Source organism: Streptomyces sp. NBC_00057 (assembly GCF_045041165.1).
Classification (GTDB): Bacteria; Actinomycetota; Actinomycetes; order Streptomycetales; family Streptomycetaceae; genus Streptomyces.
The window spans coordinates 4111457-4136842 of sequence record NZ_CP108256.1; the positions used below are offsets into that span (position 1 = coordinate 4111457).

Here is a 25386-nt window from a genome sequence, read left to right on the forward strand (position 1 = left end):
GTTCCCGCAGCAGAAAGGGCCGAAGCGCGTGACCGGACCCCTCATCGTCCAAAGCGATAAGACGCTCCTCCTGGAAGTCGACCACGATCAGGCCGACGCCTGCCGTCGGGCGATCGCGCCCTTCGCCGAGCTGGAGCGGGCGCCCGAGCACATCCACACCTACCGGCTGACTCCGCTCGGGCTGTGGAACGCGCGCGCCGCCGGGCACGACGCCGAGCAGGTCGTCGACGCGCTCGTGCAGTACTCGCGCTATCCCGTTCCGCACGCGCTGCTCGTCGACATCGCCGAGACGATGGCCAGGTACGGCCGCCTCACGCTCTCCAAGCACCCGGTCCACGGTCTGGTACTGACCTCCACCGACCGGCCCGTGCTGGAGGAGATCCTCCGGTCGAAGAAGGTCCAGCCGCTGGTCGGTGCACGGATCGACCCGGACACGGTGGCCGTGCACCCCTCGGAGCGCGGGCAGATCAAGCAGACGCTGCTGAAGCTGGGCTGGCCGGCCGAGGACCTCGCGGGTTACGTGGACGGCGAGGCGCACCCCATCGAGCTGGCGGAGGACGGCTGGGCGCTGCGGCCGTACCAGAAGCAGGCTGTCGAGGGGTTCTGGCACGGCGGCTCGGGTGTCGTCGTGCTGCCCTGCGGGGCGGGGAAGACGCTGGTCGGGGCCGGTGCGATGGCCCAGGCCAAGGCGACCACGCTGATCCTGGTGACGAACACCGTCTCGGCCCGGCAGTGGAAGCACGAGCTGGTGAAGCGGACCTCGCTGACCGAGGACGAGATCGGCGAGTACAGCGGTACGCGCAAGGAGATCCGGCCGGTCACCATCGCCACCTACCAGGTGCTGACGACCCGCCGCAAGGGCGTCTACCCGCACCTGGAGCTGTTCGACTCCCGCGACTGGGGTCTGGTGATCTACGACGAGGTGCATCTGCTGCCCGCGCCCGTCTTCAAGTTCACCGCCGACCTGCAGGCCCGGCGCCGCCTCGGCCTCACCGCGACGCTGGTGCGTGAGGACGGCCGCGAGTCGGACGTCTTCTCGCTGATCGGGCCCAAGCGGTTCGACGCCCCGTGGAAGGAGATCGAGGCGCAGGGCTACATCGCGCCCGCCGACTGTGTCGAGGTGCGGGTCAATCTGACGGACTCGGAGCGGCTCGCGTACGCGACCGCGGAGACCGAGGAGAAGTACCGGTTCTGTGCGACGACCGCGACGAAGCGGAAGGTGACGGAGGCGCTGGTACGCAAGCACCGGGGCGATCAGACCCTTGTCATCGGGCAGTACATCGACCAGCTCGACGAGCTGGGTGAGCATCTGAACGCCCCGGTGATCAAGGGCGAGACGAGCAACGCCCAGCGCGAGAAGCTCTTCGACGCGTTCCGCGAGGGCGAGCTCAGCGTCCTCGTGGTGTCGAAGGTCGCGAACTTCTCCATCGACCTGCCGGAGGCGACCGTCGCCATTCAGGTGTCGGGAACGTTCGGCTCGCGGCAGGAGGAGGCGCAGCGGCTCGGCCGGGTGCTGCGGCCGAAGGCCGACGGGCACGAGGCGCGGTTCTACTCGGTGGTCGCCCGCGACACGATCGACCAGGACTTCGCGGCGCACCGCCAGCGGTTCCTGGCCGAGCAGGGGTACGCGTACCGGATCGTGGACGCGGACGAGCTGCTGACCGACAACTGAGGCCGGCGACCGACCCGCGTACGCCGGTCAGTCACTGAAGATCAGCAGCGGCAGCAGGTCCGCCACGATCAACGCGTGCGGCAGCAGCGCGAAGGCCGCGGCCCGTCGACGGGCCGCGGTCCAGCGCGAGCGCCATGGCAGAACCCACGTGACGAACAGGCCCAGAGGTGTCACGTACGGAATCGCTCGGGCGGCTGTCCACATGATGTTCCGGGTGGCCCTGGTGCCCCAGGAGCAGGCACCGTGCGCGTCGCAGCTGCCGGGGCCCATGAGGGCGAAGAGGACGATCATCAGGGCGGCGTAGGAGAGGATCACCGCGGCCACGGTGACGATGGCGGGGGCGATCCAGCCGTCGAGTCGCAGGGGGTCCGCGGGCTCGGGCGGCGCAGGCCGCGGTGTCTCGCGTCGCAGGGTCATCACGGGGTCAGCCGCCGAGCGTCAGGAGCAGGACCAGACCGCCCACCGCCGTCAGACCGGGCAGCACCGCGACGGCGGCCGCCAGGCGGCGGGCGGTGGCCCAGCGGGGACGCCACGGCAGCACCCAGGCGGCGATCAGGGCGAGGGGCGTGATGAACGGGGTCGCGTACAGCCCGTAGCCCATGAGGCTCAGCGGAACCATGATGTCCGACGAGCAGTTGTCGGGGCCGCAGCTGTCCGTGGCCATCACCGCGAAGCCGATGGCGAACATGCCGATGCAGGTCAGAAAGCCGGACAGTGCCGTGGCAATGGTGGGCGCGACCCAGGCGTTCGGGCTGTGCGCAGCGGCAACGGGACGTGTGGCAACGGGACCGGCGGGGGCGGGACGCATCACGTGGACGTGGCTGTTCTCCATGCCGCTACCCAATCGCGGGGCAGGGCCGGTCCGCCTCCGGTCGGATACTCACACCGGGGAGGTTCCGCGTACTCAGTGCTCGCGGCGGTGGACGCCTCGGTGGACGCCCGCCTCTTCCGCGTATTCGCCGAGGACGAGCACGCCGAACGCGGTGCGGGCGTAGACCTTGACGGCACGCAGGGCGTCGCCGACGCGATGGGTGTACGGGTGACCGGTGGCCGCGGTCGCGCCGTGCGCGGGGCCGGTCCTGCGTCGGTTCAAGGAGACGGTGCTCATGCTCCATGGTCCTGCGCCCCGGCCCGTGAAGGCATCGACCGGCGGACGGAACCCTGAAGCGGTGCGCGTAGGCCTCCGGTCGCACGGCGTCCCCTACGGGTTGGACCCGGCATCAAAACCGTTCGACGGTGACGAGGACGGTCGATACAATCGCCGGTCTGCCCGCCTCCCGCACCGTGGTACCGGCCATCGCCGGCAGCCGGGGGAGCGCCGCCGACCGGACGGAAACCGGCCGACAGCCGTACGTACACCTGCGTGCGTACCCCGTGATCGATCCCCGAGCGGACCGCATCGCCCCCGAGCCGTAACCGGGGCGAGGTGCGGTCCGCCGTCCTGCGTTGAAAAGCCGGAGGCAACACCGTGCCCGCGCACGAACACGAAAGCGACACCACCACCGATCCCCTGGCTCGTGAACGCGCCCATCTCGCCGCGTCCCGCTCCGCGTTGCGCGCCATGCGCGAGGACGCCCAGGCCCTCGACATCCGCGATGTCACCGCGAACTGGGTCAACGCGGCCGTCCTGCAGGCCAAGATCGACGAGCGCATCAAGTCCCTCGCCGATCTCGCCCACACCCCGCTCTTCTTCGGCCGCCTGGACTATCTGCACCCGGTCGGTGCCGAGCGGGCGGAGGGTTCCGAGGGCGAGCAGTTCTACATCGGGCGCCGCCACGTCCATGACGCCGACGGCGACCCGATGGTCATCGACTGGCGTGCCCCCGTCTCGCAGCCGTTCTACCGGGCCTCCAAGAAGGATCCCCAGGACGTCGGCCAGCGCCGCCGCTTCGGCTACACCGGCGGTGAGCTGACCGCGTACGAGGACGAGCACCTCAGCGACCCCACCGAGGCCGTGCAGACCAGCAAGCTCCTCCAGGCGGAGATCGAGCGGCCGCGTGTCGGTCCGATGCGTGACATCGTCGCGACGATCCAGCCGGAGCAGGACGAGATCGTCCGTAGCGGTCTCGGCGGGACGGTCTGTGTGCAGGGAGGGCCCGGCACCGGTAAGACGGCCGTCGGCCTGCACCGTGTCGCATACCTCCTCTACGCCCACCGGGAGCGCCTGGCCCGTACCGGCACGCTGGTCATCGGGCCGAACCGTTCCTTCCTCCACTACATCGAGCAGGTGCTCCCGGCCCTCGGTGAGCTGGAGGTGAAGCAGGCGACCGTCGACGATCTGGTGACGGCGGACATCGAGGTGCGCGGTACGGACTCGGCGGCAGCCGCCGTCGTCAAGGGCGACGCCAGGATGGCGGAGGTGCTGCGGCGGGCGATCCGTTCACATGTGACGCTGCCGACGGAGCCGGTGATGGTGGTGCGCGGTTCGCGCCGCTGGCGGGTGCCGGCGTACGAGCTGGAGGAGATCGTCACCGAGCTGCTGGCCCGCGACATGCGGTACGGGGCCGCCCATGAGGCGCTTCCGCAGCGCATCGCGCACTCCGTCCTGGTCCGGATGGAGGAGGCCGGCGAGGCGCCCGACGACCGGGTGCAGAACGCGGTGGCCCGTAACCCCGCCGTGAAGGCGGCCGTGAAGGCGATCTGGCCGGCCGTCGAACCGGCCAAGCTGGTGCTGCGGCTGCTCATCGACGCGGAGTTCCTGGCCGCGCACGCGGAGGGGCTGCTCACCGAGGACGAGCAGAAGACCATCCTGTGGACGAAGCCGGCCCGGAGCGCGAAGTCCGCGAAGTGGTCGGCGGCGGACGCGGTGCTGATCGACGAGGCGAACGACCTGGTGGCGCGTACGCACTCGCTCGGCCATGTCGTGCTCGACGAGGCGCAGGACCTGTCCCCCATGCAGTACCGGGCGGTGGGCCGCCGCTGCACGACGGGTTCGGCGACGGTTCTCGGTGACCTCGCGCAGGGCACGACGCCGTGGTCGACGGAGAGCTGGGCGCAGGCGCTGCACCACCTGGGCAAGTCGGACGCGGTGGTGGAGGAGCTGACGGCGGGCTTCCGTGTGCCGCGCGAGGTGATCGCGTACGCCTCACGGTTGCTGCCGGTGATCTCGCCGGGCCTTGCGGCGGTGGAGTCGGTGCGTGAGTCGCCGGGTTCGCTGGAGGTACGGGAGGTGGGCGATCCGGCGGAGCTGGACGCGGCGGTGCTGACGGCGTGCGAGGAGTCGTTGAAGCAGGAGGGGTCGATCGGGCTGATCGCGGCCGATGCGCGGATTCCGGCGCTGGCCGATGCGCTGGCCGCTGCGGGCCACGCGTATCTCTCCCCCGGTGAGGAGACGACCGCCGAGTCCCGGCTGACCCTGGTCCCGGCGTCGCTGGCGAAGGGCCTGGAGTACGACTACGTGGTACTGGACGAGCCGGCCGCGGTGGTGGACGGCGAGCCGGACGAGCGCACGGGGCTGCGGCGGCTGTATGTGGCGCTGACGCGTGCGGTGTCGGGGCTGACGGTGGTGCATGCGGCGGGGATGCCGGACGAGTTGTTGTAGGGGCGGGGGCGCGGGTGGGGCGCCTGCGGCGGGCGTGTTCTGCTACCCATCCCCAAGCTCTCCACTTCGTTCGGGCAGGGGAGACCCCACTCTTCCCGAAACCGGGGCTCCGGCCCGGGCCCCGCGCCTCGAACGTCGGCGAGGCTGGATTTCCGCCGGGCAGAATCAAGCCCGTCCGGCAACCACCGGCCCGTCCGGCGCTTGAGGACGGACCGTTCAGCCGGGTGAACCCGAACCCTTGGCCCGGGGCCACCTCGAGCCCCGCCCCCGCTACGCGTCGAGCACCGCCCGCCACTCGCGTACGGCCGCCGCGTCCACCGGCCCCGACCAGCCGTGCGGGCGCGCGGCGCCGCCGATGTGTACGGCGTCGATGCCTGCGGACAGCAGCTCCGGCAGGTGGTCCAGGCGGAGCCCGCCGCCCACCAGGATCTGCGGCTCGTAGCCGGGCTCCCCCTTGCGCGCCGCCTCGACCAGCAGCGTCGGGATGCCGTCGTCGACGCCCTTCGGCGAACCCGCGGTGAGGTACGTGTCCAGGCCCGGCATGTCCGCCAGCTGCTTGCGCAGGGCGTCCCGGTCGGCTGCCCGGTCGATCGCGCGGTGGAAGGTCCAGCGGCAGCCGTCCAGCTCGGCGACGAGGCGTTCGACGGCGACCAGGTCCGGGCGGCCCTCGGCGTCCAGGAAGCCCAGAACGAATTCCTCGGCGCCCTCCGCCCGCAGCTCGTGCGCCCCGGCCACGAGCACATCGATGTCGCCGGCCGCGAAGCCGTCCGCCAGCCTGAGCATCACCCGCAGCGGAATGTCCACCGCCGCCCGGATCTCCGCGAAGGTCGCACAGGACGGGGTCAGGCCGTCCGCCGCCATGTCGGTGACCAGCTCGAGCCGGTCCGCACCACCCGCCTGGGCAGCGACCGCGTCCTCCGCGTCGAGAGCGATCACCTCCAGGACTGCACGGTTGCTCATGGGATCCCCATCCTCCAGGAAGCAGCAATAGGCCAATAGGTCTAGTCCAATGACCAGCCTACGGGGCGCCCGGCCGAGGACGCAGCTCAATGTGACGTGAAGATACGCGAGGCCAGACGCACAGCGGGCGACCGGACGCGCACATCTGCGGGCCCCGACGGTGGATCACCCTTGCGCTTTATAGGGGCGGGGGGTATACCTGAACCAGCAACGTATACCCCCTAGGGGTATCAACTTCTCCGTCAGGGAGGACATCGTGTCCGCGCACACCGCCACAACCGGCACCAAAACAGCCGTCGGCGCCACCGCAGAGGTCGAGCTCGCGATCGGCGGCATGACCTGCGCCTCCTGCGCGGCCCGTATCGAGAAGAAGCTCAACCGGATGGACGGCGTCGAGGCCACCGTCAATTACGCCACCGAGAAGGCCAAGGTCAGCTACCGGGGCGAGGACATCTCCGTACAGGACCTGATCGCCACCGTCGAGAAGACCGGCTACACCGCGCACGAGCCCGCTCCCCCGGTGCGTACCGAGGACGACACCCCCGGGGCCGCGGAGGCCGACGAGCTGCGGCCCCTGCGGCAGCGGCTGCTCACCGCCGTCGTGCTCGCCGTGCCGGTGATCGCCATGTCGATGGTCCCGGCCCTCCAGTTCGACTACTGGCAGTGGCTCTCGCTGACCCTGACGGCCCCCGTCGTCACATACGCCGCCTGGCCCTTCCACCGCGCCGCCTGGACCAACGCCAAGCACGGCGCGGCGACGATGGACACCCTGATCTCGGTCGGCACCTCGGCCGCGTTCCTGTGGTCGGTGTGGGCGCTGTTCTTCGGCACGGCGGGCATGGTCGGCATGACCCACCCGTTCGAGCTGACCATCGGCCGCAGCGACGGCGCCGGGAACATCTATCTGGAGGCCGCGGCCGGAGTCACGGCCTTCATCCTGGCCGGGCGCTACTTCGAGGCCCGCTCCAAGCGGAAGGCGGGCGCGGCTCTCAAGGCGCTGCTCGAACTCGGGGCGAAGGAGGTGACCGTGCTGCGCGGCGGCCATGAGGTGACCGTGCCGACCGCCGATCTGCAGGTCGGGGACCGGTTCCTGGTCCGCCCCGGCGAGAAGATCGCCACCGACGGCACCGTCGTGGAAGGCGCATCGGCCGTGGACGCGTCGATGCTCACCGGCGAATCCGTACCCGTGGAGGTCGGCGTCGGCGACCAGGTCACCGGGGCCACGCTCAACGCGGGCGGCCGGCTCGTCGTCGAAGCCACCCGGATCGGCGCCGACACCCAGCTGGCCCGGATGGCGAAGCTCGTCGAGGACGCGCAGAACGGCAAGGCGGCCGCCCAGCGCCTCGCGGACCGGATCTCCGCCGTCTTCGTCCCGGTCGTCATCGCCCTCGCGCTCGGCACGCTCGGTTTCTGGCTCGGCAACGGCGCCGGCCTGACCGCCGCGTTCACCGCCGCCGTCGCCGTACTGATCATCGCCTGCCCCTGCGCCCTGGGCCTCGCCACTCCCACCGCCCTCATGGTCGGCACGGGGCGCGGCGCCCAGCTCGGCATCCTGATCAAGGGCCCGGAGGTCCTGGAGACCACGCGCCGCGTCGACACGATCGTCCTCGACAAGACCGGCACGGTCACCACCGGGCGGATGACCCTGCTGGACGTGCACACGGCGGACGGTACGGACGAGAGCGATGTGCTGCGGCTCGCGGGCGCCCTGGAGCACTCCTCCGAGCACCCCATAGCCCAGGCCGTCGCCGCCGGTGCCGCCGAACGCACCGGTGCCGCCCTGCCCACCCCCGAGGACTTCGCCAACGTCGCGGGCCTCGGCGTCCAGGGCGTCGTCGAGGGCCACGCCGTCCTCGTCGGCCGTGAGCAGCTGCTCGCCGAGTGGGAGATCCACCTGCCGGTGGAGCTGGCCCGGCAGAAGGCCGCGGCGGAGGCCGCCGGACGGACGGCCATCGCGGTCGCCTGGGACGGCGAGGCACGGGCGGTCCTCGAAGTCGCCGACGCGGTGAAGGACACCAGCGCGGAGGCCGTCGAGCGGCTGCGTGCCCTCGGTCTGACCCCGATCCTGCTCACCGGCGACAACCGGGCGGTGGCCGAGGCGGTCGCGGCCGAGGTCGGGATCGAGAAGGTGTACGCGGAGGTCATGCCGGAGGACAAGGTCGACGTCGTCAAGGACCTCCAGGCCGAGGGCCGTTCGGTCGCCATGGTCGGTGACGGTGTCAACGACGCGGCCGCCCTCGCCCAGGCCGACCTGGGCCTGGCGATGGGTACGGGCACGGACGCCGCGATCGAGGCCGGTGACCTGACGCTGGTGCGCGGGGACCTGCGGTCCGCGGCGGACGCCATCCGGCTCTCCCGCAAGACGCTGGGCACCATCCGTACGAACCTGTTCTGGGCCTTCGCCTACAACGTGGCCGCACTGCCGCTCGCCGCGGCCGGGCTGCTCAACCCGATGATCGCGGGCGCGGCAATGGCGTTCTCGTCGGTCTTCGTGGTCGGCAACTCGCTGCGGCTGCGGGGGTTCAGGGCGGGGGCGGCGTAGGGCCGCGCACTGGCCCCTCCGGCGACCGAGGAGCGGGGGGTCCGGGGGCGGAGCCCCCGGTTCGGGAAGCCCCCTACCCCACCACCACGAACCGCACCCGCGCCCCCGCCAGCGCGGCCTCCGGCACCACCCCCACCACCGGGTATCCCCCCGTCGTCGGATGGTCGTTGAGGAACACCACCGGCCGCCCGTCCGGCGGTATCTGGATGGCCCCCAGCACCATGCCCTCGCTCGGCAGCTCCCCCTCCCGCGCACGTTCCGGCGCGGGCCCCTCCGTCCGCAGCCCGATGCGGTTGCTGTGCGGCGACACCCTGTACGCGGCGGTGGCGAGCGTCCGCAACGCCGCGTCCGTGAACCAGGCATGACGGCAGGGGACCGGGCAAGGCGGCCGACGTGGTCGGCAGGGCCGACCGCACAGGCATGTCACGGAGCCCCCCGAGACCGTCCGATCCCGAGCTAGGGTCGTCCCATGACCGACAGCTCGCGCGAAAGCAGTGCCGCCGGGGCCGCCTACGAGGCGGGCTGCGTTCACGATGCGGGGGACGATGCCAACGGCTCCCTCCGTGGCCGCTGGCAGGCGGCCCTCGTCGCCGTCCGGGGCGGTGCGCCCGCCCCCGATCCGCAGCCGTACGCCGACAATCTGCTGGCACGCTGGGCCGAGCCCCAGCGGCGGTACCACACCACCGCGCACCTGGCCGCGGTGCTCGATCACATCGACACGCTCGCCGGGTACGCGGCCGACGCGGATGCCGTACGCCTCGCCGCCTGGTTCCACGATGCGGTCTACCGGCCCGACCGGTCCGAGAACGAGGAACGCAGCGCGGCCCTCGCCGAACGCGCCCTGCCGGAGGCCGGCGTGCCGGACGACCTCACAGCCGAGGTCGCCCGTCTCGTACGTCTCACCGTCACCCACGATCCGGCGGACGGCGACGCCAACGGCGAGGTGCTGTGCGACGCGGATCTGGCGATCCTGGCGGCGACCCCGAGGGAGTACGCGGCCTACGCGGCGCAGGTGCGCGAGGAGTACGGCTTCGTGCCCGACGACGCGTTCCGGGAGGGGCGGGCGGCGGTGCTGCGTCAGTTGCTCGGGCTGCCGCGACTGTTCCGTACGCCGCACGGGGTCACCCGGTGGGAGCCGCGGGCGCGGCAGAACCTGCTGACCGAGCTGGAGCTGCTCAGCCGCTGAGAGTGCGGTGGGGCGGTGGCCGGAAGTCGGCGGCGGAAAGGCAGCGGGAGAGCACTGGGAATGTAACGCCCGTGGTCGCTGTTGGCAGCTGTCATGCCCGACTCTGCCGCTCGCCGCTCACGCATGCCCCTCGCCGTGTACATTTTGGGCCTCTCGGTCTTTGCCTTGGGCACGAGCGAGTTCATGCTCTCCGGGCTGTTGCCGCCCATCGCCGACGACATGAACGTGTCCATCCCCCGCGCCGGACTTCTCATATCCGCCTTCGCGATCGGCATGGTGATCGGCGCCCCGCTGCTCGCCGTGGCCACGCTCCGGCTGCCGCGCCGCACCACACTGATCGCCCTGATCTCCGTCTTCGGCCTCGGTCAGGTCGCGGGTGCGCTGGCTCCGACGTACGAGGTGCTCTTCGCCTCCCGTGTCGTGAGCGCCTTCGCCTGCGCCGGGTTCTGGGCGGTGGGGGCGGCGGTCGCCATCGCGATGGTGCCGGTGAACGCGCGGGCCCGCGCGATGGCCGTGATGATCGGCGGTCTGTCGATCGCCAATGTGCTGGGCGTGCCGCTGGGGGCCTTTCTCGGTGAGAACCTCGGCTGGCGGTCGGCGTTCTGGGCCGTGGGCGCGGCGTCCGCCGTGGCACTGGTCGGGGTGACGACGTTGATTCCGCGCATTCCGCTGCCGGAGCAGAAGCCGCGGCTCAAGCAGGAGATGAGCATCTACCGGGACCGGCAGGTGTGGCTGTCGATCGTGATCACGGCACTCGCGGCGGGCGGTGTCTTCTGCGCGTTCAGCTATCTGGCCCCGCTGCTGACGGATGTCGCCGGGCTGGACTCCGGCTGGGTGCCGACGGTGCTCGCGCTGTTCGGGATCGGTGCGCTGGTCGGTACGACGATCGGTGGCCGGGTCGCGGACGCGCATCTCTTCGGGGTGCTGATGAGCGGTATCGCGGCCTCGACGGTCTTCCTGGTCGCGCTGGCGCTGTTCGCGTCGAACCAGGTCGCCGCGGTCGGGCTCTCCTTCCTGCTGGGCCTGTCGGCGTTCTACACGGCCCCGGCGCTGAACGCCCGGATGTTCAACGTCGCGGGCGCCGCTCCGACGCTGGCCGGTGCGACGACGACGGCCGCGTTCAACCTGGGCAACACGAGCGGCCCCTGGCTGGGCGGCGCGGTGATCGACGCGGACTTCGGTTTCGCGGCGACCGCGTGGGCGGGGGCGGCGATGACGGTGCTGGCGCTGGTGGCCGTGGTGTTCTCACTGCGGCTGCAGGGCGGGGGCAGGTCGCGCCGGGTGGCCGGGGCGCCGGCTGCGGCGTCGTCATCGGGGGCGTCCGCGAAGGCGGCGGCAGGTACCTCCGCCGCCTGACTGATCAGCCTTGCCTGTGCCGTCCGACTCGTGGGGGCGGAGGTCCGTGCCGTCCGGCCGATCCGGGCCGGGGGCTGCCGTCCGACGTGTCCGGGCCGGGGGCTGCCGACGTGCGCGGCCCTTCAGCTCCCGGGGGCCGGACGCCCCTTGGGCCGCCGCAGCCCCGCCTCCGTGATCCGGCGGACCAGTTCCTTCGAGCCGATCTGCTTCGCCCCGGCCCGTACCGCGTCCTCGTACCGCGATTCCGGTACGTCGTAGTGGTCCCGCTCGAACGCGCGGGCCGGGCAGCCGATGGATGCCGCGAAGGCGTGCAGCTCCTCGAAGGACACGTCGCTGACCAGGTGCGACCAGAGCCGCCCGTGCCCCGGCCAGTCCGGCGGGTCGATGTAGACCGTCACCGCCGCAGTATCCCGCTCAGCGAACCGACCGGTGCGACGGCCACGGCGGCCTTGGTGCACACCCAGTGCGGGTCCGGGCCCAGCTCCGGTTCGACGTCCAGGGCGTGCGGGTCGCCCGCGTCACAGACGGGGCACAGCGGCCACCGTCCGTACCGTTCGAGCAAGGCGTCCTGCACGTCCTGAGCGACGAGGCCGACGACGAACGAGGCACCGTCGGGCCACTGTTCGACCCACCACCGGCGGTGGGTCACCGCGTCCTCGACCAGCGAGACGATCCCGGCCTCGGCGACGTCACCTGCGGCGAGATCGGCCATGACCAGCGCGCGGGCCGTGTGCAACGCCTGTTCCAGCGGGTTCATCTCCATCCGCCCATTGTCACCCCGCCCGCGAACCCGCTTCTCGCGCCCGCCTTTGCAGTTTCCGCGCTGTCGGAAGCGGTCTCGGAAGTGGGTGTCAGAGGTAGGGACCAAAGGGGGGTTGACGGCCAACCCGGTTGAAAATATCTTTCAAATGTGACCAATGACCTGAAGGAAAGTTTCAGCGCTGATTCACCGCCCGCCCCGGCGGCTCTCGCGGCCAAGGTGCGCACGCTCGCGCCGTCCATGACCCGCTCCATGCAGCGCGTCGCCGAGGCCGTCGCCGGTGACCCCGCAGGCTGCGCCGCCCTCACAGTCACCGGTCTCGCCGAGCTCACCGGCACCAGCGAGGCGACCGTGGTCCGCACGGCCCGCCTCCTCGGCTACCCCGGCTATCGCGATCTGCGCCTGGCCCTCGCCGGGCTTGCCGCGCAACAGCAGTCGGGCCGGGCTCCCTCCGTCACCGCCGACATAGCGGTCGACGACCCGATCGCCGATGTGGTCGCCAAGCTGGCCTACGACGAGCAGCAGACCCTCGCCGACACGGCCGCGGGACTCGACACCGTCCAGCTCGGTGCCGCGGTCACCGCCGCCGCCACCGCCCGGCGCATCGACATCTACGGTGTGGGCGCCTCGTCCCTCGTCGGCCAGGACCTGGCGCAGAAGCTGGCCCGTATCGGCCTGATCGCGCACTCCCACACGGACCCGCACCTCGCGGTGACCAACGCCGTGCAGCTCCGCTCCGGCGATGTGGCCATCGCGATCACGCACTCCGGCTCCACCGTCGATGTCATCGAGCCGCTGCGGGTCGCCTTCGACCGCGGTGCGACGACGATCGCGATCACCGGCCGCCCCGACGGCCCGGTGACGCAGTACGCCGACCACGTACTGACCACGTCCACCGCCCGGGAGAGCGAGCTGCGGCCCGCCGCCATGTCGAGCCGTACGAGCCAGTTGCTCGTCGTCGACTGCCTGTTCATAGGCGTCGCGCAGCGCACGTACGAAACGGCCGCACCGGCGCTCGCCGCCTCCTACGAGGCGCTGGCCCACCGCCACACCCCACGCCCACGCTGACCCCGACCCGAGCCGAACCGGCCCTCAGCGCCCGCACCCGCACCCGCACCCGCACCCGCTGAACCGTACGAGACCGAGAAAGCAGAGCCTCTCTCCATGACCTCCACCACCGACGCCGACACCACCGCCCCAGACGGATACGGGGAACTGCGAGCCCAGCTCGACACGCTCACCACCGAGGCGTTCCGGCCCGAGCTCGCCGAGATCGACCGCCTGGACACGCTTGAGATAGCCCGGATCATGAACGGCGAGGACCGGTCCGTCCCGGCCGCCGTCGGCGCCCGGCTGCCCGAGATCGCCGCCGCGATCGACGGCACCGCGGAGCGCATGGCCCGCGGCGGCCGGCTGATCTACGCGGGCGCAGGCACCGCCGGCCGGCTCGGTGTGCTGGACGCCAGCGAGTGCCCGCCCACCTTCAACACCGACCCCTCCGACGTCATCGGCCTGATCGCGGGCGGCCCGTCCGCCATGATCAAGGCCGTCGAAGGCGCCGAGGACAGCAAGGAGCTGGCCGCCGCCGACCTCGACGCCCTGGACCTCACCGCCGACGACACCGTGGTCGGCATCTCCGCATCCGGCCGTACGCCGTACGCGATCGGAGCCGTCGAGCACGCCCGTGGCAAGGGCGCGCTGACCATCGGGCTCTCCTGCAACGCGGACTCCGCACTGGGCGCCGCGGCCGAGCACGGCATCGAGATCGTCGTCGGTCCGGAGCTGCTCACCGGCTCCACCCGGCTCAAGGCGGGTACGGCCCAGAAGCTCGTCCTCAACATGCTCTCGACGATCACGATGATCAGGCTCGGCAAGACGTACGGAAACCTCATGGTCGACGTCCGCGCCTCCAACGAGAAGCTGCGTGCCCGCTCCCGCCGGATCGTCTCGCTCGCCACCGGAGCGTCCGACGAGGAGATCGAGGCCGCCCTCGCCGCGACCGAAGGCGAGGTGAAGAACGCCATCCTCACCATCCTCGGCCAGGTCGACGGCCCCACCGCCGAGGACCTCCTGACCGCGTCCGGCGGCCACCTCCGTGCCGCCCTCGCCGCCGCCCCCCGCACCACCACCTGACCCACCGGCTCCACTTCCGCACCCCCGCACAGCAAGGCACCACGCACCATGGCAACAGAAGACAAGAACCGCGCCACCGCCGCCGCGATCCTTCCGCTCGTCGGTGGCGCCGCGAACGTCAGCTCCATCGCCCACTGCATGACCCGGCTCCGGCTGGGCCTGCACGACCGCTCGCTCGTCGACGACAAGGCCCTGAAGGCGGTACCCGCCGTCATGGGCGTGGTCGAGGACGACACGTACCAGATCGTCCTCGGCCCGGGCACCGTCGCCCGGGTCACCCCGGAGTTCGAGCAGCTGGTGGAGGAGGGCAAGGCGGCAGCCCCTGAACCGGCCGCAGCCACAGCCTCCACCTCGGCTTCCGCTTCCGCTTCGGCGGACGAACTGGCCGCCCAGGGCGCCGCGATAAAGGCAGCGCAGAAGGCGAAGAACGCCACCCCGCTCAAGCTGTTCCTGCGCCGGATCGCGAACATCTTCGTCCCGCTGATCCCGGCGCTCATCGGCTGCGGCATCATCGCCGGTCTCAACGGCCTCCTGGTGAACCTCGGCTGGCTGACCTCGGTCACGCCCGCGCTCGCCGCGATAGCATCCGGATTCATGGCGCTGATCGCCGTGTTCGTCGGCTTCAACACGGCGAAGGAGTTCGGCGGTACGCCGATCCTGGGCGGTGCGGTCGCCGCGATCATCGTCTTCCCGGGCGTCGCGAACATCGAGGCGTTCGGCCAGAAGCTCTCCCCCGGCCAGGGCGGTGTGCTGGGCGCACTGGGTGCGGCAGTGCTCGCGGTGTACGTGGAGAAGTGGTGCCGCCGCTGGGTGCCCGAGGCGCTGGACGTACTGGTCACCCCAACCCTCACGGTCCTGATCTCCGGCCTGGCAACGATCTTCGGCCTGATGTTCGTGGCCGGTGAGATCTCCACCGCCATCGGCACGTTCGCCGACTGGCTGCTCACCAACGGCGGCGCGGGCGCGGGCTTCCTGCTCGGCGGTCTCTTCCTGCCCCTGGTGATGCTGGGCCTGCACCAGGCACTCATCCCGATCCACACCACCCTGATCGAGCAGCAGGGCTACACGGTCCTGCTCCCGATCCTCGCGATGGCGGGCGCCGGCCAGGTCGGCGCGGCCGTGGCGGTCTACTTCCGCCTCCCCCGCAACGAGTCGATCCGCCGCACCATCAAGTCCGCCCTCCCCGCAGGCCTGCTGGGCGTCGGCGAACCGCTGATCTACGGTGTCAGCCTCCCGCTCGGCCGCCCGTTCATCACGGCGTGCGTGGGCGGTGCGTTCGGTGGCGGCTTCATCGGCCTGTTCAGCCAGCTCGGCGACAAGGTCGGCTCCACGGCCATCGGCCCGTCCGGCTGGGCCCTGTTCCCCCTCCTCGACGGCAACCACGGCCTGGGCAGCACGATCGCGATCTACGCGGGCGGCCTGCTGTGCGGCTACCTCGCAGGGTTCCTCGCGACGTACTTCTTCGGCTTCAGCAAGGATCTGCTGACGGAGTTCAACGTCTCCCAGGAACCGGCTGCCTCCGCAGTCGCGGCAACGGGCGGCCCGGCGTCCCCGACCACGGGCCCCGACAGCCCGGCAAAGGAACCGGCCAGGGTCTGATCCCTGCATACGGACACGAATGAGGGGCGGCACCCGATGACCGGGTGCCGCCCCTTTCCGCGCCTTCTCAGACCGGGAACTCGTCCGTGAGGAGGGTCGTACCGAAGGGCTCCGGCAACGTGAGCGGCTTCCCGAACGGAACCGGGTCGGAGCGCTTGTACGTCCCGTCCTCGTTCGGCTCGGTGAACAGCGTGGCCATCGCCCCACGCGTGTCGAACCGGTCGATCAGCAGATACATCGGCACGCCCGCGCGCGCATAGGCGCGGTACTTCTTCGTCCGGTCCTCCCGGGCATTGCCCTTCGACGTGATCTCGACGATGAGCAGGGCTTCCGACGCGTCCATCGGATCATTGGACTCCGGATCAGCAGCGGTGATCAGCGCGGTCGGCATGACCACAAGATGCGGCACGTAGAGCTTGCCGAGCGGGGCTGCGTGGACGCTGAGGACCTGGTAGATCCCCCACTCCTCGGGCAGGTTTTCGTAGAGCCTGCGCTGTACTTGGCCGGCAATGGCGTGGTGATACGCCTGAAACGGCGGCACCAAGACGATCCGCCCTTCATCGATCTCGGCGCGCCACCCCTCGGGGACGTCCAGTTCACGCCATGTCTGCAGCAGGTAGTCCCACGGGCGGCCCTCAGAGGCCTGGTCGTTCTCGACCATCGCGGCGGTCATCGCGAGTCCCTTCTTCTGTGGCCTGTCGAAGGAGCGTAGATCGACGGTTCCGCGGCAGTTCGCCGCTCACACCAGCGTCCCACGATCGTGTGACATTACGCACCGACCCTCCGCTGTCCGCCCGGTCGCGGTGCGCGCTCAAGAGCCGGCAGGGGCTCCTTCTACGCATGCCGGCGTGGCCGGGCGCCGCTCAGGCGGTCGTTGACCCGCTGGAGGCGCTCCCAAGCGCCGGGCTCCGTTCCGTCGCCGAGCACATAGTGCAGGGCGGGCCGGGCGGCCGGGCCGAGCTGGGTGGGCGCGGTTTCGGTGAGGGCTCTGCGAGCATGGTCGAGGCCACGGTCGGCCAGGGCGTCGGGGCCCATATGCTGCTCCGCCCCCGCCACGCCCCGATCGTGTCGCATGCCACCTGACCAGAACCTGAACGCGCTGGGGTGCCCGGTACGGGCCGAGTAATACTGGCTCGGTGACCGCTGCACGCATTCTTGTCGTCGAGGACGACCACGGCCTGCGCGATGTCCTGGCCCGTGGCCTGCGCGACGAGGACTTCGACGTCGTGACCGCCGTCGACGGCGCCACCGCACTGAAGACCGTCGACGAGTCGGTGCACGCGGTCGTCCTCGATGTGGGGCTGCCGGACTCCGACGGGCGCGATGTGTGTCAGGCGATGCGCGGTGCGGGGTTCACCGTTCCGGTGATCTTCCTGACCGCCCACGGCAATCTCACCGACCGGCTCTCCGGTTTCGCCTCGGGCGGCGACGACTACCTGGTGAAGCCGTTCCACCTCAGCGAGCTCGCGGCCCGCGTCCGGGCGGTCCTGAACCGGGCCGGTCACCACGGCAGCACCCCCCTCGCCGACAGTGCGGGTGCGATGCGGCTGAACCCGGTAAAGCACGAGCTGACGGTCCACGACCGCCCCGTGGCCCTGACTCCGACCGAGTTCCGTCTGCTGGCATGCCTGATGGCGGGCCCGGGGAGCGTGGTGCGCCGCCGGGCCCTGCTGCGGGCGGGCTGGCCGGAGGGGGCGCAGGTCAGCGACAACACCCTGGACCAGTACCTGGCCCGCCTGCGCCGCAAGCTCCGCGAGGCGGACAGCCCCCAGACCATCAGCACCGTCCGCGGCATCGGCTACCGCTTCGGCTGAGGACCAGAACGGCAACACATCCGCCGCGCCCGACCAAAGGCCCCGATGCACCGATGAAGCGCCCCCTGACCCTCCGCGGCCGCCTCGCCCTGATGGCCCTCGCCACCAGCGCGCTGTGGATCGGCGTCCTGACCACCGTCTTCAACATCGCCCTCGACAAGCGGCTCCACGGACAGGCCGACGACGTCCTGCGCACCCGCGCCGAGGCCGTGGCGGCGACGGTGGACGTACGACCGGACGGCCGGCTGGTCGTACGGGAGCCGACCGAGGACCGGGCCCTGGACGCCGGGGTCTGGATCTTCCAGGGCGGCACGGTGGTCGAGAAGCCCCCCACCGCACCCGCCGGCCTGGAGACTCAGGCGGCCCGCCTCGCCGGCCGGCGCGAGACGTTCGCCGACACCGAGGGCCCCGGGTCGTGGCGGCTGTACGCCTTCCCCGTCGACGCCCCCGCCCGGCAGGGCCACACACCCACGCAGGCCGGCACCGTCGTCAGCTCCGTCAGCCTCGACCCGTACCGCAGCACGGCGGACACCGCCCTGGTCGGTTCGATCGCGCTGGCGCTGCTTCTGCTGGCCACCATCTATCTCCTGACCCGCCTCGTCGTACGACGGGCCCTGCGCCCGGTCGCCGCAATGAGCGAGCAGGCCACGCGGTGGAGCGCCGCGGGCGCTCCCGAACGGTTCGGCGCGGAGGGCAGACCCGCCGAGCTCGCCGCGTTCGCCACCAGCCTGGACGCCCTGCTGGACCGGCTGGCCGCCGTCCTGCGCCACGAACAGCAGCAGGCCGCCGAGCTCTCCCACGAACTGCGCACACCGCTCGCCCGTATCGCCGCGGAAACCGAGTGGCTGACCGGGCGCCCGCGCAGCACGGAGCAGCAGGAGACCTCCTTGGAGGCCATCGCGGGCGCCGCCGCGACCATGCAGCAGATCTGCGACTCGCTGCTCTCCGAGGTTCGTACCCGCAATGCGCAGACCCCCGGCCGCTCCCGCTTCTCCGACGTCGCGCACCGTCTGGCAGAACGCAACGCGACCCTGTTCCCCGATGCCCCGCCGGTGACCGTCGCGGCGGGCAGCAGCACCCCCGGCGGCACACCCGAGGTGAGCATCGGCGTCTCGGAGGACGTCGCCGAGCGCATCCTGACGCCGCTCCTGGACAACGCCCGCCGCTACGCCACTCGGTCGATCACTCTCACCTGCGAGGCGAGCGCGGGCGAGGTCACGGTGTACGTGTCCGACGACGGCCCCGGTGTCCCGGAGGACTTCGTCGCCTCGCTCTTCGAACCCGGCCGTCGCGCCCGCCCCGAGGACGGACACGACGGCGCGGGACTCGGTCTGGCCCTGGCCCGCCGGCTCGCCGGGGCAGCGGGCGGCGACATCGCACTGGACACCGCGGCGCCCGGCGCGCGCTTCGTCGTCACCTTTCCTGCGGGCTGACCGCGGCAGAGCTGCCCTGCGCCACATCTCGCCGCGTCCGGGTCAGGAAGACGACAAGGCCGAGGATGACGACGAGGAACAGGATGCTGGTGCCGACCGTGCCCAGTCCCAGCCCGCCGTCCGCGGTGGGCTGCGACAGGTAGTCGCCCAGCGAGGCACCGAGCGGCCTGGTCAGGACGTACGCGATCCAGAACGACCACACCGCGTTGAAGTCCAGCGTGCGGTGCGCAAGGGCCACGGCCGCGATCAGCGCGGCGAACACGAGCGCGGAGAGCAAGTACCCCAGGTCCAGCTTCTCCGCCGTGAGGTCGCCCGCGGACGTGCCCAGAGCGAATGTGAACAGGATCGCCAGCCAGTAGAACGCCTCGCGGCGCGTCGTCCGGATCGAGTGGATGGACAGCGTCCGCTCACTCGCGTACCAGGCGAAGAACGTGACGGCGAGCGCCACCGCGAACACGGCGGTCGTGGTCTGGAGCGGAACGCCGAGGTTGTCGGTCAGGTTGTCGCTGATCAGCGTGCCGACCACGCTGATCAGGACCACGGAAAGCCAGTACAGGCCGGGTACGTACCTACGCGCCCGGAGCTGGAAGACCAGGGTGACGACCAGCAGCGCACTCATCAGGTACGAGGTGTTGGTCAGCCCCATGCCCAGGTTGTCGTTGAGCAGATCGGCCGCGGTCTCACCCACGGTGGTGCACAGCACCTTGATCACCCAGAAGTAGATGGTCACTTCCGGGACCTTGTTCAGCATCTGCCGCGCCCCGGAGCGCGTGCCGGACGCATACGTGTCGGTCATGTCGGTTGTCATGGAACGGCACGCTGGCAGGGCCTCCCTGAAATTTTCCTGACTGCGCTCAGCGCGGGAGGGGTCCAGGTCTTCGCGGGGGTCGCCGTCGGGGCGGTGCACGTGGTCGTACAGCGCAAAGGCGAACACAAAGGTGCTGTCGATGCCTGGTCAGAGAACTCGTACGCGAAGTCCCCGCCCCGTGGGGTGATTGACCGGACCGACCGGCCCGATCGAAGGGCGGCACCCATCCAGGGCGTCGCCCTTCCTCACGTCCGCCGCCGCATCAGGCCCGGCACCCTGCCACCATCACGGCAGCCGCCCCTCCCGGTTGATCTCCCTGACCCGGGCCCGCAGCACTTCCCCGAGCGGTGCCGGGCGCACCGACTCCGGCGGGCAGTCCCACTCGCCCCCACCGCCCGGCGCCCGCAGCTGTACGTACGGCCCGACGCACCCCATCACGCGCCCCACCCGCCCGTCCCGTGTGTCCACCGCGAACGAACCGGGCTCCGGCGCACACGGCTCAAGCCCCTCACCCGTCATGACCGGCCAGCCTCTGCGCCTCCAGGACCGCGCTCAGCCGCAGCGCCGTGTCGACGTTGCACCGGCCGAGGTCGACCAGCGGCGACGCCGGTTCGTTCCCCGCACACGACACAGGGTCGATCCGCAGCGAGGGCAGCGTGATCCCGACCCCGGAGAACCCCTCCTTCAGCCGCGCCACAGCGTCCTCCGCCGCCCGCACTCTGCCCTCTGCCGTCCTGCGCCGTTCCATCGTCGTCATGATCCATCCCTTTCCACGCTGAGTAATGACAATGCATACCCAGCGTGGCCAACACGTCACTAGCCTGGAAGAGGCGCAGAACCAACAACCGCACGTGTGTCACAGGGAGTTGTCATGCCAGGCCCCAAAAAACTCGACCCCTCCTCCTCGCCACGCGCCCTGCTCGGCGCCGAACTCCGCCACCGGAGGGAGGGCAGAGGCCTCTCTCAGGAGGAGCTGGGCCTTCCACTGTTCGTCAGCGGCTCCTTCATCGGGCAGCTGGAGTCCGGCACACGACGGATGCAGGTGGATCAGGCTGAGAAGCTGGACGAGATCCTGAAGGCGGACGGGTTCTTCGTGCGCAACTGCGCCGCCCTGAAGAAGTCGAAGTACCCGGATCACTTCGCCGAAGCGGCCGAGTCGGAGGCCGTCGCAAAGACGATCAAGGAGTACGCGCCTCAGCTGATCCCGGGGCTGTTGCAGACGGAGCCATACGCGCGAGCGGTGTTCCGGGCAGGGCTGCCGACGGCTACCAAAGACATCATCAACGACCTGGTTGCAGCGCGACTGGAACGGGCGCAACTCCTGACCGATCCAACAACGCCCTTGGTTTGGGCAGTTCTGGACGAGGCGGTATTACGTCGCCAGGTCGGCGGCCCGGCGGTGATGGCTGAGGCGCTCCGCCACATCCTGAAACTGGCCCGCGAACACCGGATCATCGTGCAGGTGCTGCCGTTCCACGCAGGCGCCCACATGGCCATGGAGGGCCAGCTCAAACTGATGTCCTTCGAGGACGCGCCTCCACTCGCCTACCTACAGGGTCTGGGCACAGGGACGTTGCACGATGAACCGGCAACCGTCAGGCACTACGAACTGACCTACGATCTGGTGGCGGCCGGCGCATTGTCACCAGAATTGTCCCTGGCTCTGATCGAGTCGGTGGCGGAGGATTACGCCCATGAAGATCAGCAGTTCTGACTACGACCTGTCCACGGCAGCCTGGCACAAGTCCTCCTACAGCGGCGGCGACGGCGGCAACTGCCTCGAAGTCGCGACCTGGCGGAAGTCCACGTACAGCGGCGCAAGCGGCGGCGATTGCCTCGAAGTGGCCGACGGCAACCCCGGCATCGTCCCCGTCCGCGACTCCAAGGTGGCCGAAGGCCCGACGCTCGTGTTCCGGGCCGCCGCCTGGACGTCCTTCATCGCGGACCTCAAGCACGCCTAAGAGGAGCTGACAGAAAGATTCGTGCGTAGCCACGTCTCCTTCTGGGACGGCCCGTTGGGCATGTCATGGGGAAGGGGAACGGCCCGCCGTGGCTGGTGGCAGATGACCTGTGGGGGCGGATTGAGCCGCTTCTGCCAGTGCGAACGCGTCGGCGTTGCTATCCCGGCCGTCTGCCGCTGGACGACCGCAAGTGTCTGCAGGGCATCTTGTTCGTGTTGCATAGCGGCATCCAGTGGGAGTGGCTGCCGCAGGAACTCGGCTTCGGTTCCGGGATGACCTGCTGGCGCCGGCTGCGGGACTGGCCGGGGTGTGGGACCAACTGCACCGGGTGCTACGCACCACCCACCCCCGTACCGGGGGCCCGACGCCGGTATCGGCAGCGGTAAACGCCTGCGGAGCGCACGTAAGACCAAGGGAACGCCCTGGCAGCGCGCACAACCCCCACCCCGCGTGGGGAAGAACCAGGAACCCGCCCGGAGCGGGTGGCCCTCGCCCTATGACGACCACCCACAGACGGAGAATCCTCGCCCTTCGGGGCAATCGGAGGAGGTCAATGCGGCCGGCCCACCGCATGGAGCAGGTGTGGGTGTTTGACTTGCCCACGACATGCCGACAATGCGGACATTGTTCCCTTTTGGTACTTTTAACTGTGAGCGTCGCGCCAAGCGGCGAAGAAGATGAGCATTTCGGTCGCAGAGATCGGTGCCGACAAGGAGAGCAGTGCCCTTCCCGATCCCGACCACCCTGCTTGGTCCTGCCCGAACATCGGCGCCCCTGCGTACAGCGGCGGCCTCACCTGCCGTTCGGTGGCTGCTGCTCGCCACCGTGTGCTATTTCCTCGGCAACGCCGCCCGGTGGGCCGGCATCCCGGCCGCGCACCTGTTGACCGCGCTGGTCGTGGGTGTGATCGCGTCACTGACGGGCACCACGCGGTCGCGGTTTCCCACGCGTGCAAACCGTTCGGCGCAAGCGGTGGTCGGCGTGCTCATGGGCAGCTACCTCGGCCCCGGGGCGGTACGGTCCGTGGTCGGCTCGATCGGACCGCTGGTCGGCGTGACGCTGGCCACAGTCGTTCTGTGCCTCGGCGTCGCGCTGATACTCCCGCGCCTGACCCGGATGAGCCATAGCGACGCCGTCCTTGGAATGGTCCCCGGCGGGTCCGCGGCGATCATCGCCTGCGCCGACGACCTGGACGCGGACAGCCGGGTGGTGGCGTTCATGCAGTACCTGCGGGTCGGCATGGTGGCCGCCTCCGCGCCGGTCGTCGTACTGGCCCTTCACACTGCTACGCACGCCGGGAACCCCGCTCACGCCCGGCCGTTCGGATCCGCCCTGCTGCCGGACTCCCTGGCCCTGGTGAATTCCTCACACACCTTGGCAGGTCTGCTCGTCCTGGCCGCGCTCTGCACGCTCGGCGGCAGCCTCGGACGCCGGCTGAGGCTGCCCGCGCCCACGCTGCTGGGCCCCATGCTGCTGACCGCAGTCGGCGTGGTCACCGGCGCTGCGCACGGGTTCCAGCCGGTCGGGCCGCTCCAGGACGCGGTCTTCGTGGTGATCGGCCTGGAGGTGGGCTCGCGCTTCACCCGCCCCACGCTGCGCCACGTCGGACGCATGCTGCCGTATGTACTGGCCGCAACCTTCACCGTCTGCCTGATGTGCGCCGCGCTTGCCGGCGCGCTGGCCGCCGCGGTCGGCATCTCCTTCAACGACGCCTACCTGGCTACCACTCCCGGCGGCATCAACGCGGTCCTCGCCACTGCCGCGTCACTGCATTCCAACGTCGCCCTCATCTCCACCTCTCAGAGCCTTCGGCTCTTCCTCGTGGTGATGCTCACACCGTTGCTCATCCGCTGGGTGACGAGCTACGGGGCCCGGACCGTGCGCAGGCACGCAGTGTGAGCGGGCGCACCGGCCGGACCGCGCCTGGTGATCCCGCTCGATGAGGTCTACGCGACCATGAGGCGGCCGCTGTGAGGAGAAGAGTCATCCTGCGGCGGGGAGGCCGGCCTCGCAGCCGGCCTCCCCGCAGGTCAGGTGGTGTCGGGCGGCTCGCGCCGGGACCGGAACCAGGCCGTCACGGCTTCAGCTTGTCGGCCTCCCTGACTTCGTGGAGGTGGATGAGGACGTCGAAAGACTTGGCGATCGCGACATCGCGCGGTGCGGCGGGGAACAGCGTGCCGACGTTGAGCGTGGGCCTGGCGGCGTTCAGCCAGTCGCGCGCGGCGGCCGGGGCGGTGCGGACGTCGAGGTAGAAGTCCCGGTAGCGGACCTTGTCGAGGGTGGCCTCGTTCCGGTCGGGCTCGGCGGCGGGAACGGTGAACTTCTTCCACTCGCCGCCCAGCGCGGCGTCCTTCGACAGGAAAGAGCCCTGGTCGAAGGTGAAGCCGATGGGGAGGTAATTCCTGCCCATCGTGTCGCGCAGGAACGACCCCTGCGTCTTGGAGTACGTCTCGGGATCGCTGGCGACGTAGGCGACATGGTCGTTGTGCGCGGACAGCAGCACCTTCTGGCCGGTGCGCTGCTGCCACCAGGAGACGTTCTGGGCCATCACCTCGTCGCGGAAGCGCTGGGAGGCGGCGTTCGACTCCGGGTCGTCGGGGTTCAGGGTGAGGAACTTGGCGGTCTGGGCGACGGACCGGGCGTTCTGCTCGGCCCAGTCGAACGCGTCGCCGCCGGAGCCCTTCAGACCGCTGACCAGCTCCAGGGCCTGCTGTGCCTTGGCGGCGAGCTGCTGCCGTTCCGCGAGCGGCTTGCCCAGGTAGGCGAAGACGTCGTCGATCGGGCGCAGGCCGGTGTAGAGCTCGTTGAGCCGCGGCAGCGCCTCCGGGTGGTTCTTCTGCACGTAGCCGGTCACCCGGCCGAAGAACTCGTCGCTCAGTGCGGGGGCGCCGATGTCGTCGCCCATGAAGTGAACGGTGTGGCCGGGGTGGTGGCGGTTGTAGTCCCGCATCCACTCGATGAGGCTGACGAACTCCTCGCGATCCCAGGGTGAATTGGTGAGCGTCTCCTTGGCGATCTCGCGGGCGTCGCCCTTGCCGGTCTGGAGGTAATCGTCGATCTGGAGTCCCGCGGACCAGCTCAGCTCCAGGGCGAAGGTGGTGAAGCCCTTCTTCTCGACGAGGTGGCGGAAGACCCGCTCCTTCATGGTGAAGAACTCGTGGGAGCCGTGGGTGGCCTCGCCGAGGCCGACCACCTTGGCGTCGCCGATCATCGAATCCAGGGCTCGCAGGTCGGCCGTGTTCCCCCCGGGCTCGGTCGAGCGCAGCGGGTGGGCCGCCTGCTCCAGGGCGCGGACCGGGTTCTGCTCCCTGCCGGCCGTGTCGGCCGAGGCCGCCTGGACCGCCGCGGGAGCGAGGACCGCTCCCGTCGCGAGCGCCGCCGTCGCCAGCAGTACCCGTCGGCTGATCCGCTTCCGGTGTCTAGCCATGCTGTTGCCTCTCACCTTGCGTATTGCAACTTGAGAAGGATCATTGCCTGCGATTGCTTTGCCGCGCGCTGGGAGAAGCATCCGACTCTTCCCGGGGGACACCCCCCGCAAGAGTCGGAGGGTAGCGCCCGCTCGCGCACTCGATCGGGTGGACGTTTCCAGCCATAGACGCGGTTTGGGTGAGAAATGCCCTC

The 25386-nt window shown here is 70.6% G+C and carries 25 protein-coding genes and 2 pseudogenes; 14 read left to right on the top strand and 13 right to left on the bottom strand.

Going from position 1 to position 25386, the window contains the following annotated elements; genetic code table 11:
* Positions 1–28 precede the first annotated feature (28 nt).
* Complete coding sequence (locus tag OG953_RS19180; RefSeq protein ID WP_405685663.1) at positions 29–1672, top strand: DNA repair helicase XPB; 1644 nt, start codon at positions 29–31, stop codon at positions 1670–1672.
* 27 nt (positions 1673–1699) lie between these two features.
* On the opposite strand, the gene OG953_RS19185 is transcribed toward OG953_RS19180, so the two are convergent.
* From OG953_RS19185 to OG953_RS19195, 3 genes are all read right to left on the bottom strand, one after another.
* Positions 1700–2089, bottom strand: a complete 390-nt coding sequence (locus OG953_RS19185; RefSeq protein ID WP_405685664.1) for a hypothetical protein — start codon at positions 2087–2089, stop codon at positions 1700–1702.
* Between the two features lie 7 nt (positions 2090–2096).
* Positions 2097–2504 carry a hypothetical protein gene (locus tag OG953_RS19190; protein ID WP_405685665.1) on the bottom strand — a complete coding sequence of 136 codons (408 nt, stop codon included), beginning with the start codon at positions 2502–2504 and terminating at the stop codon, positions 2097–2099.
* Positions 2505–2576: 72 nt separating this feature from the next.
* On the bottom strand, positions 2577–2780 hold the full coding sequence (locus OG953_RS19195) for a hypothetical protein (RefSeq protein WP_405685667.1): 204 nt from the start codon (positions 2778–2780) through the stop codon (positions 2577–2579).
* Between the two features lie 360 nt (positions 2781–3140).
* Here OG953_RS19195 and OG953_RS19200 point away from each other — a divergent pair, with 360 nt between their 5' ends.
* Positions 3141–5213, top strand: coding sequence for a HelD family protein (locus OG953_RS19200; RefSeq protein ID WP_405685668.1), 2073 nt, complete (start codon positions 3141–3143; stop codon positions 5211–5213).
* A gap of 270 nt (positions 5214–5483) precedes the next feature.
* Here the strand turns inward: OG953_RS19200 and OG953_RS19205 are convergent, their stop codons facing one another.
* Entirely contained in the window at positions 5484–6173 is a 690-nt protein-coding gene (locus OG953_RS19205; protein WP_405685669.1) for a copper homeostasis protein CutC, read from the bottom strand.
* Between the two features lie 256 nt (positions 6174–6429).
* Here OG953_RS19205 and OG953_RS19210 point away from each other — a divergent pair, with 256 nt between their 5' ends.
* Complete coding sequence (locus OG953_RS19210; protein ID WP_405685670.1) at positions 6430–8715, top strand: heavy metal translocating P-type ATPase; 2286 nt, start codon at positions 6430–6432, stop codon at positions 8713–8715.
* Positions 8716–8788: 73 nt separating this feature from the next.
* Here the strand turns inward: OG953_RS19210 and OG953_RS19215 are convergent.
* Positions 8789–9082, bottom strand: a pseudogene (locus OG953_RS19215) (allophanate hydrolase subunit 2 family protein); the annotation flags it as partial.
* A gap of 102 nt (positions 9083–9184) precedes the next feature.
* On the opposite strand from OG953_RS19215, the gene OG953_RS19220 reads away from it, so the two are divergent.
* Both OG953_RS19220 and OG953_RS19225 read left to right on the top strand, forming a co-directional pair.
* Positions 9185–9901 (top strand): hypothetical protein, encoded by a 717-nt coding sequence (locus OG953_RS19220; RefSeq protein WP_405685671.1) that lies wholly within the window; start codon positions 9185–9187, stop codon positions 9899–9901.
* A gap of 123 nt (positions 9902–10024) precedes the next feature.
* Positions 10025–11257 (top strand): Cmx/CmrA family chloramphenicol efflux MFS transporter, encoded by a 1233-nt coding sequence (locus OG953_RS19225; RefSeq protein WP_405691924.1) that lies wholly within the window; start codon positions 10025–10027, stop codon positions 11255–11257.
* Between the two features lie 122 nt (positions 11258–11379).
* Here the strand turns inward: OG953_RS19225 and OG953_RS19230 are convergent, their stop codons facing one another.
* Both OG953_RS19230 and OG953_RS19235 read right to left on the bottom strand, forming a co-directional pair.
* Positions 11380–11655 (bottom strand): DUF4031 domain-containing protein, encoded by a 276-nt coding sequence (locus OG953_RS19230; protein ID WP_405685672.1) that lies wholly within the window; start codon positions 11653–11655, stop codon positions 11380–11382.
* Complete coding sequence (locus OG953_RS19235; protein WP_093895806.1) at positions 11652–12020, bottom strand: hypothetical protein; 369 nt, start codon at positions 12018–12020, stop codon at positions 11652–11654. Before OG953_RS19235 ends, OG953_RS19230 begins: the two co-directional genes overlap by 4 nt.
* A 147-nt stretch (positions 12021–12167) precedes the next feature.
* Between OG953_RS19235 and OG953_RS19240 the strand changes: the two genes are divergently transcribed.
* The 3 genes from OG953_RS19240 to OG953_RS19250 all read left to right on the top strand — a co-directional run bounded on the left by OG953_RS19240 (position 12168) and on the right by OG953_RS19250 (position 15749).
* A complete protein-coding gene (locus tag OG953_RS19240; RefSeq protein ID WP_405685673.1) occupies positions 12168–13085 on the top strand; it encodes a MurR/RpiR family transcriptional regulator in 918 nt (305 codons plus the stop codon).
* A gap of 96 nt (positions 13086–13181) precedes the next feature.
* Positions 13182–14150, top strand: a complete 969-nt coding sequence (gene murQ / locus OG953_RS19245; protein ID WP_405685675.1) for an N-acetylmuramic acid 6-phosphate etherase — start codon at positions 13182–13184, stop codon at positions 14148–14150.
* A 48-nt stretch (positions 14151–14198) separates the two neighbouring features.
* Positions 14199–15749: a PTS transporter subunit EIIC gene (locus OG953_RS19250; protein ID WP_405685676.1), complete on the top strand. Its 1551-nt coding sequence runs from the start codon at positions 14199–14201 to the stop codon at positions 15747–15749.
* 67 nt (positions 15750–15816) lie between these two features.
* On the opposite strand, the gene OG953_RS19255 is transcribed toward OG953_RS19250, so the two are convergent.
* Both OG953_RS19255 and OG953_RS19260 read right to left on the bottom strand, forming a co-directional pair.
* Positions 15817–16422, bottom strand: coding sequence for a Uma2 family endonuclease (locus OG953_RS19255; protein ID WP_405685678.1), 606 nt, complete (start codon positions 16420–16422; stop codon positions 15817–15819).
* 161 nt (positions 16423–16583) lie between these two features.
* A complete protein-coding gene (locus tag OG953_RS19260; protein ID WP_405685680.1) occupies positions 16584–16805 on the bottom strand; it encodes a DUF6177 family protein in 222 nt (73 codons plus the stop codon).
* Positions 16806–16885: 80 nt separating this feature from the next.
* On the opposite strand from OG953_RS19260, the gene OG953_RS19265 reads away from it, so the two are divergent.
* Together OG953_RS19265 and OG953_RS19270 are read left to right on the top strand one after the other, a co-directional pair.
* Positions 16886–17563: a response regulator transcription factor gene (locus OG953_RS19265; RefSeq protein ID WP_405685682.1), complete on the top strand. Its 678-nt coding sequence runs from the start codon at positions 16886–16888 to the stop codon at positions 17561–17563.
* Positions 17564–17616: 53 nt separating this feature from the next.
* On the top strand, positions 17617–18996 hold the full coding sequence (locus OG953_RS19270) for an ATP-binding protein (RefSeq protein WP_405685683.1): 1380 nt from the start codon (positions 17617–17619) through the stop codon (positions 18994–18996).
* Here the strand turns inward: OG953_RS19270 and OG953_RS19275 are convergent.
* The 3 genes from OG953_RS19275 to OG953_RS19285 form a co-directional block, all read right to left on the bottom strand.
* Positions 18977–19804 carry a hypothetical protein gene (locus OG953_RS19275; RefSeq protein ID WP_405685685.1) on the bottom strand — a complete coding sequence of 276 codons (828 nt, stop codon included), beginning with the start codon at positions 19802–19804 and terminating at the stop codon, positions 18977–18979. The two genes, OG953_RS19270 and OG953_RS19275, sit on opposite strands and share 20 nt — an antisense overlap.
* 285 nt (positions 19805–20089) lie before the next feature.
* Entirely contained in the window at positions 20090–20323 is a 234-nt protein-coding gene (locus OG953_RS19280; protein WP_405685686.1) for a hypothetical protein, read from the bottom strand.
* Positions 20313–20561: a hypothetical protein gene (locus OG953_RS19285; RefSeq protein WP_405685687.1), complete on the bottom strand. Its 249-nt coding sequence runs from the start codon at positions 20559–20561 to the stop codon at positions 20313–20315. The genes OG953_RS19280 and OG953_RS19285 overlap by 11 nt, the downstream gene beginning before the upstream one ends.
* Before the next feature lie 114 nt (positions 20562–20675).
* On the opposite strand from OG953_RS19285, the gene OG953_RS19290 reads away from it, so the two are divergent.
* The 4 genes and pseudogenes from OG953_RS19290 (at position 20676) to OG953_RS19305 (ending at position 23664) form a co-directional block, all read left to right on the top strand.
* Positions 20676–21518 carry a helix-turn-helix domain-containing protein gene (locus OG953_RS19290; protein WP_405685689.1) on the top strand — a complete coding sequence of 281 codons (843 nt, stop codon included), beginning with the start codon at positions 20676–20678 and terminating at the stop codon, positions 21516–21518.
* On the top strand, positions 21499–21765 hold the full coding sequence (locus OG953_RS19295) for a DUF397 domain-containing protein (RefSeq protein ID WP_405685691.1): 267 nt from the start codon (positions 21499–21501) through the stop codon (positions 21763–21765). The genes OG953_RS19290 and OG953_RS19295 overlap by 20 nt, the downstream gene beginning before the upstream one ends.
* A 65-nt stretch (positions 21766–21830) precedes the next feature.
* Positions 21831–22091 (top strand): annotated as a pseudogene (locus tag OG953_RS19300) (transposase); the annotation flags it as partial.
* A gap of 394 nt (positions 22092–22485) precedes the next feature.
* Positions 22486–23664 (top strand): AbrB family transcriptional regulator, encoded by a 1179-nt coding sequence (locus OG953_RS19305; protein ID WP_405685693.1) that lies wholly within the window; start codon positions 22486–22488, stop codon positions 23662–23664.
* Between the two features lie 175 nt (positions 23665–23839).
* Here OG953_RS19305 and OG953_RS19310 read toward each other — a convergent pair whose 3' ends face one another.
* A complete protein-coding gene (locus tag OG953_RS19310; protein WP_405685694.1) occupies positions 23840–25192 on the bottom strand; it encodes an erythromycin esterase family protein in 1353 nt (450 codons plus the stop codon).
* Positions 25193–25386 lie beyond the last annotated feature (194 nt).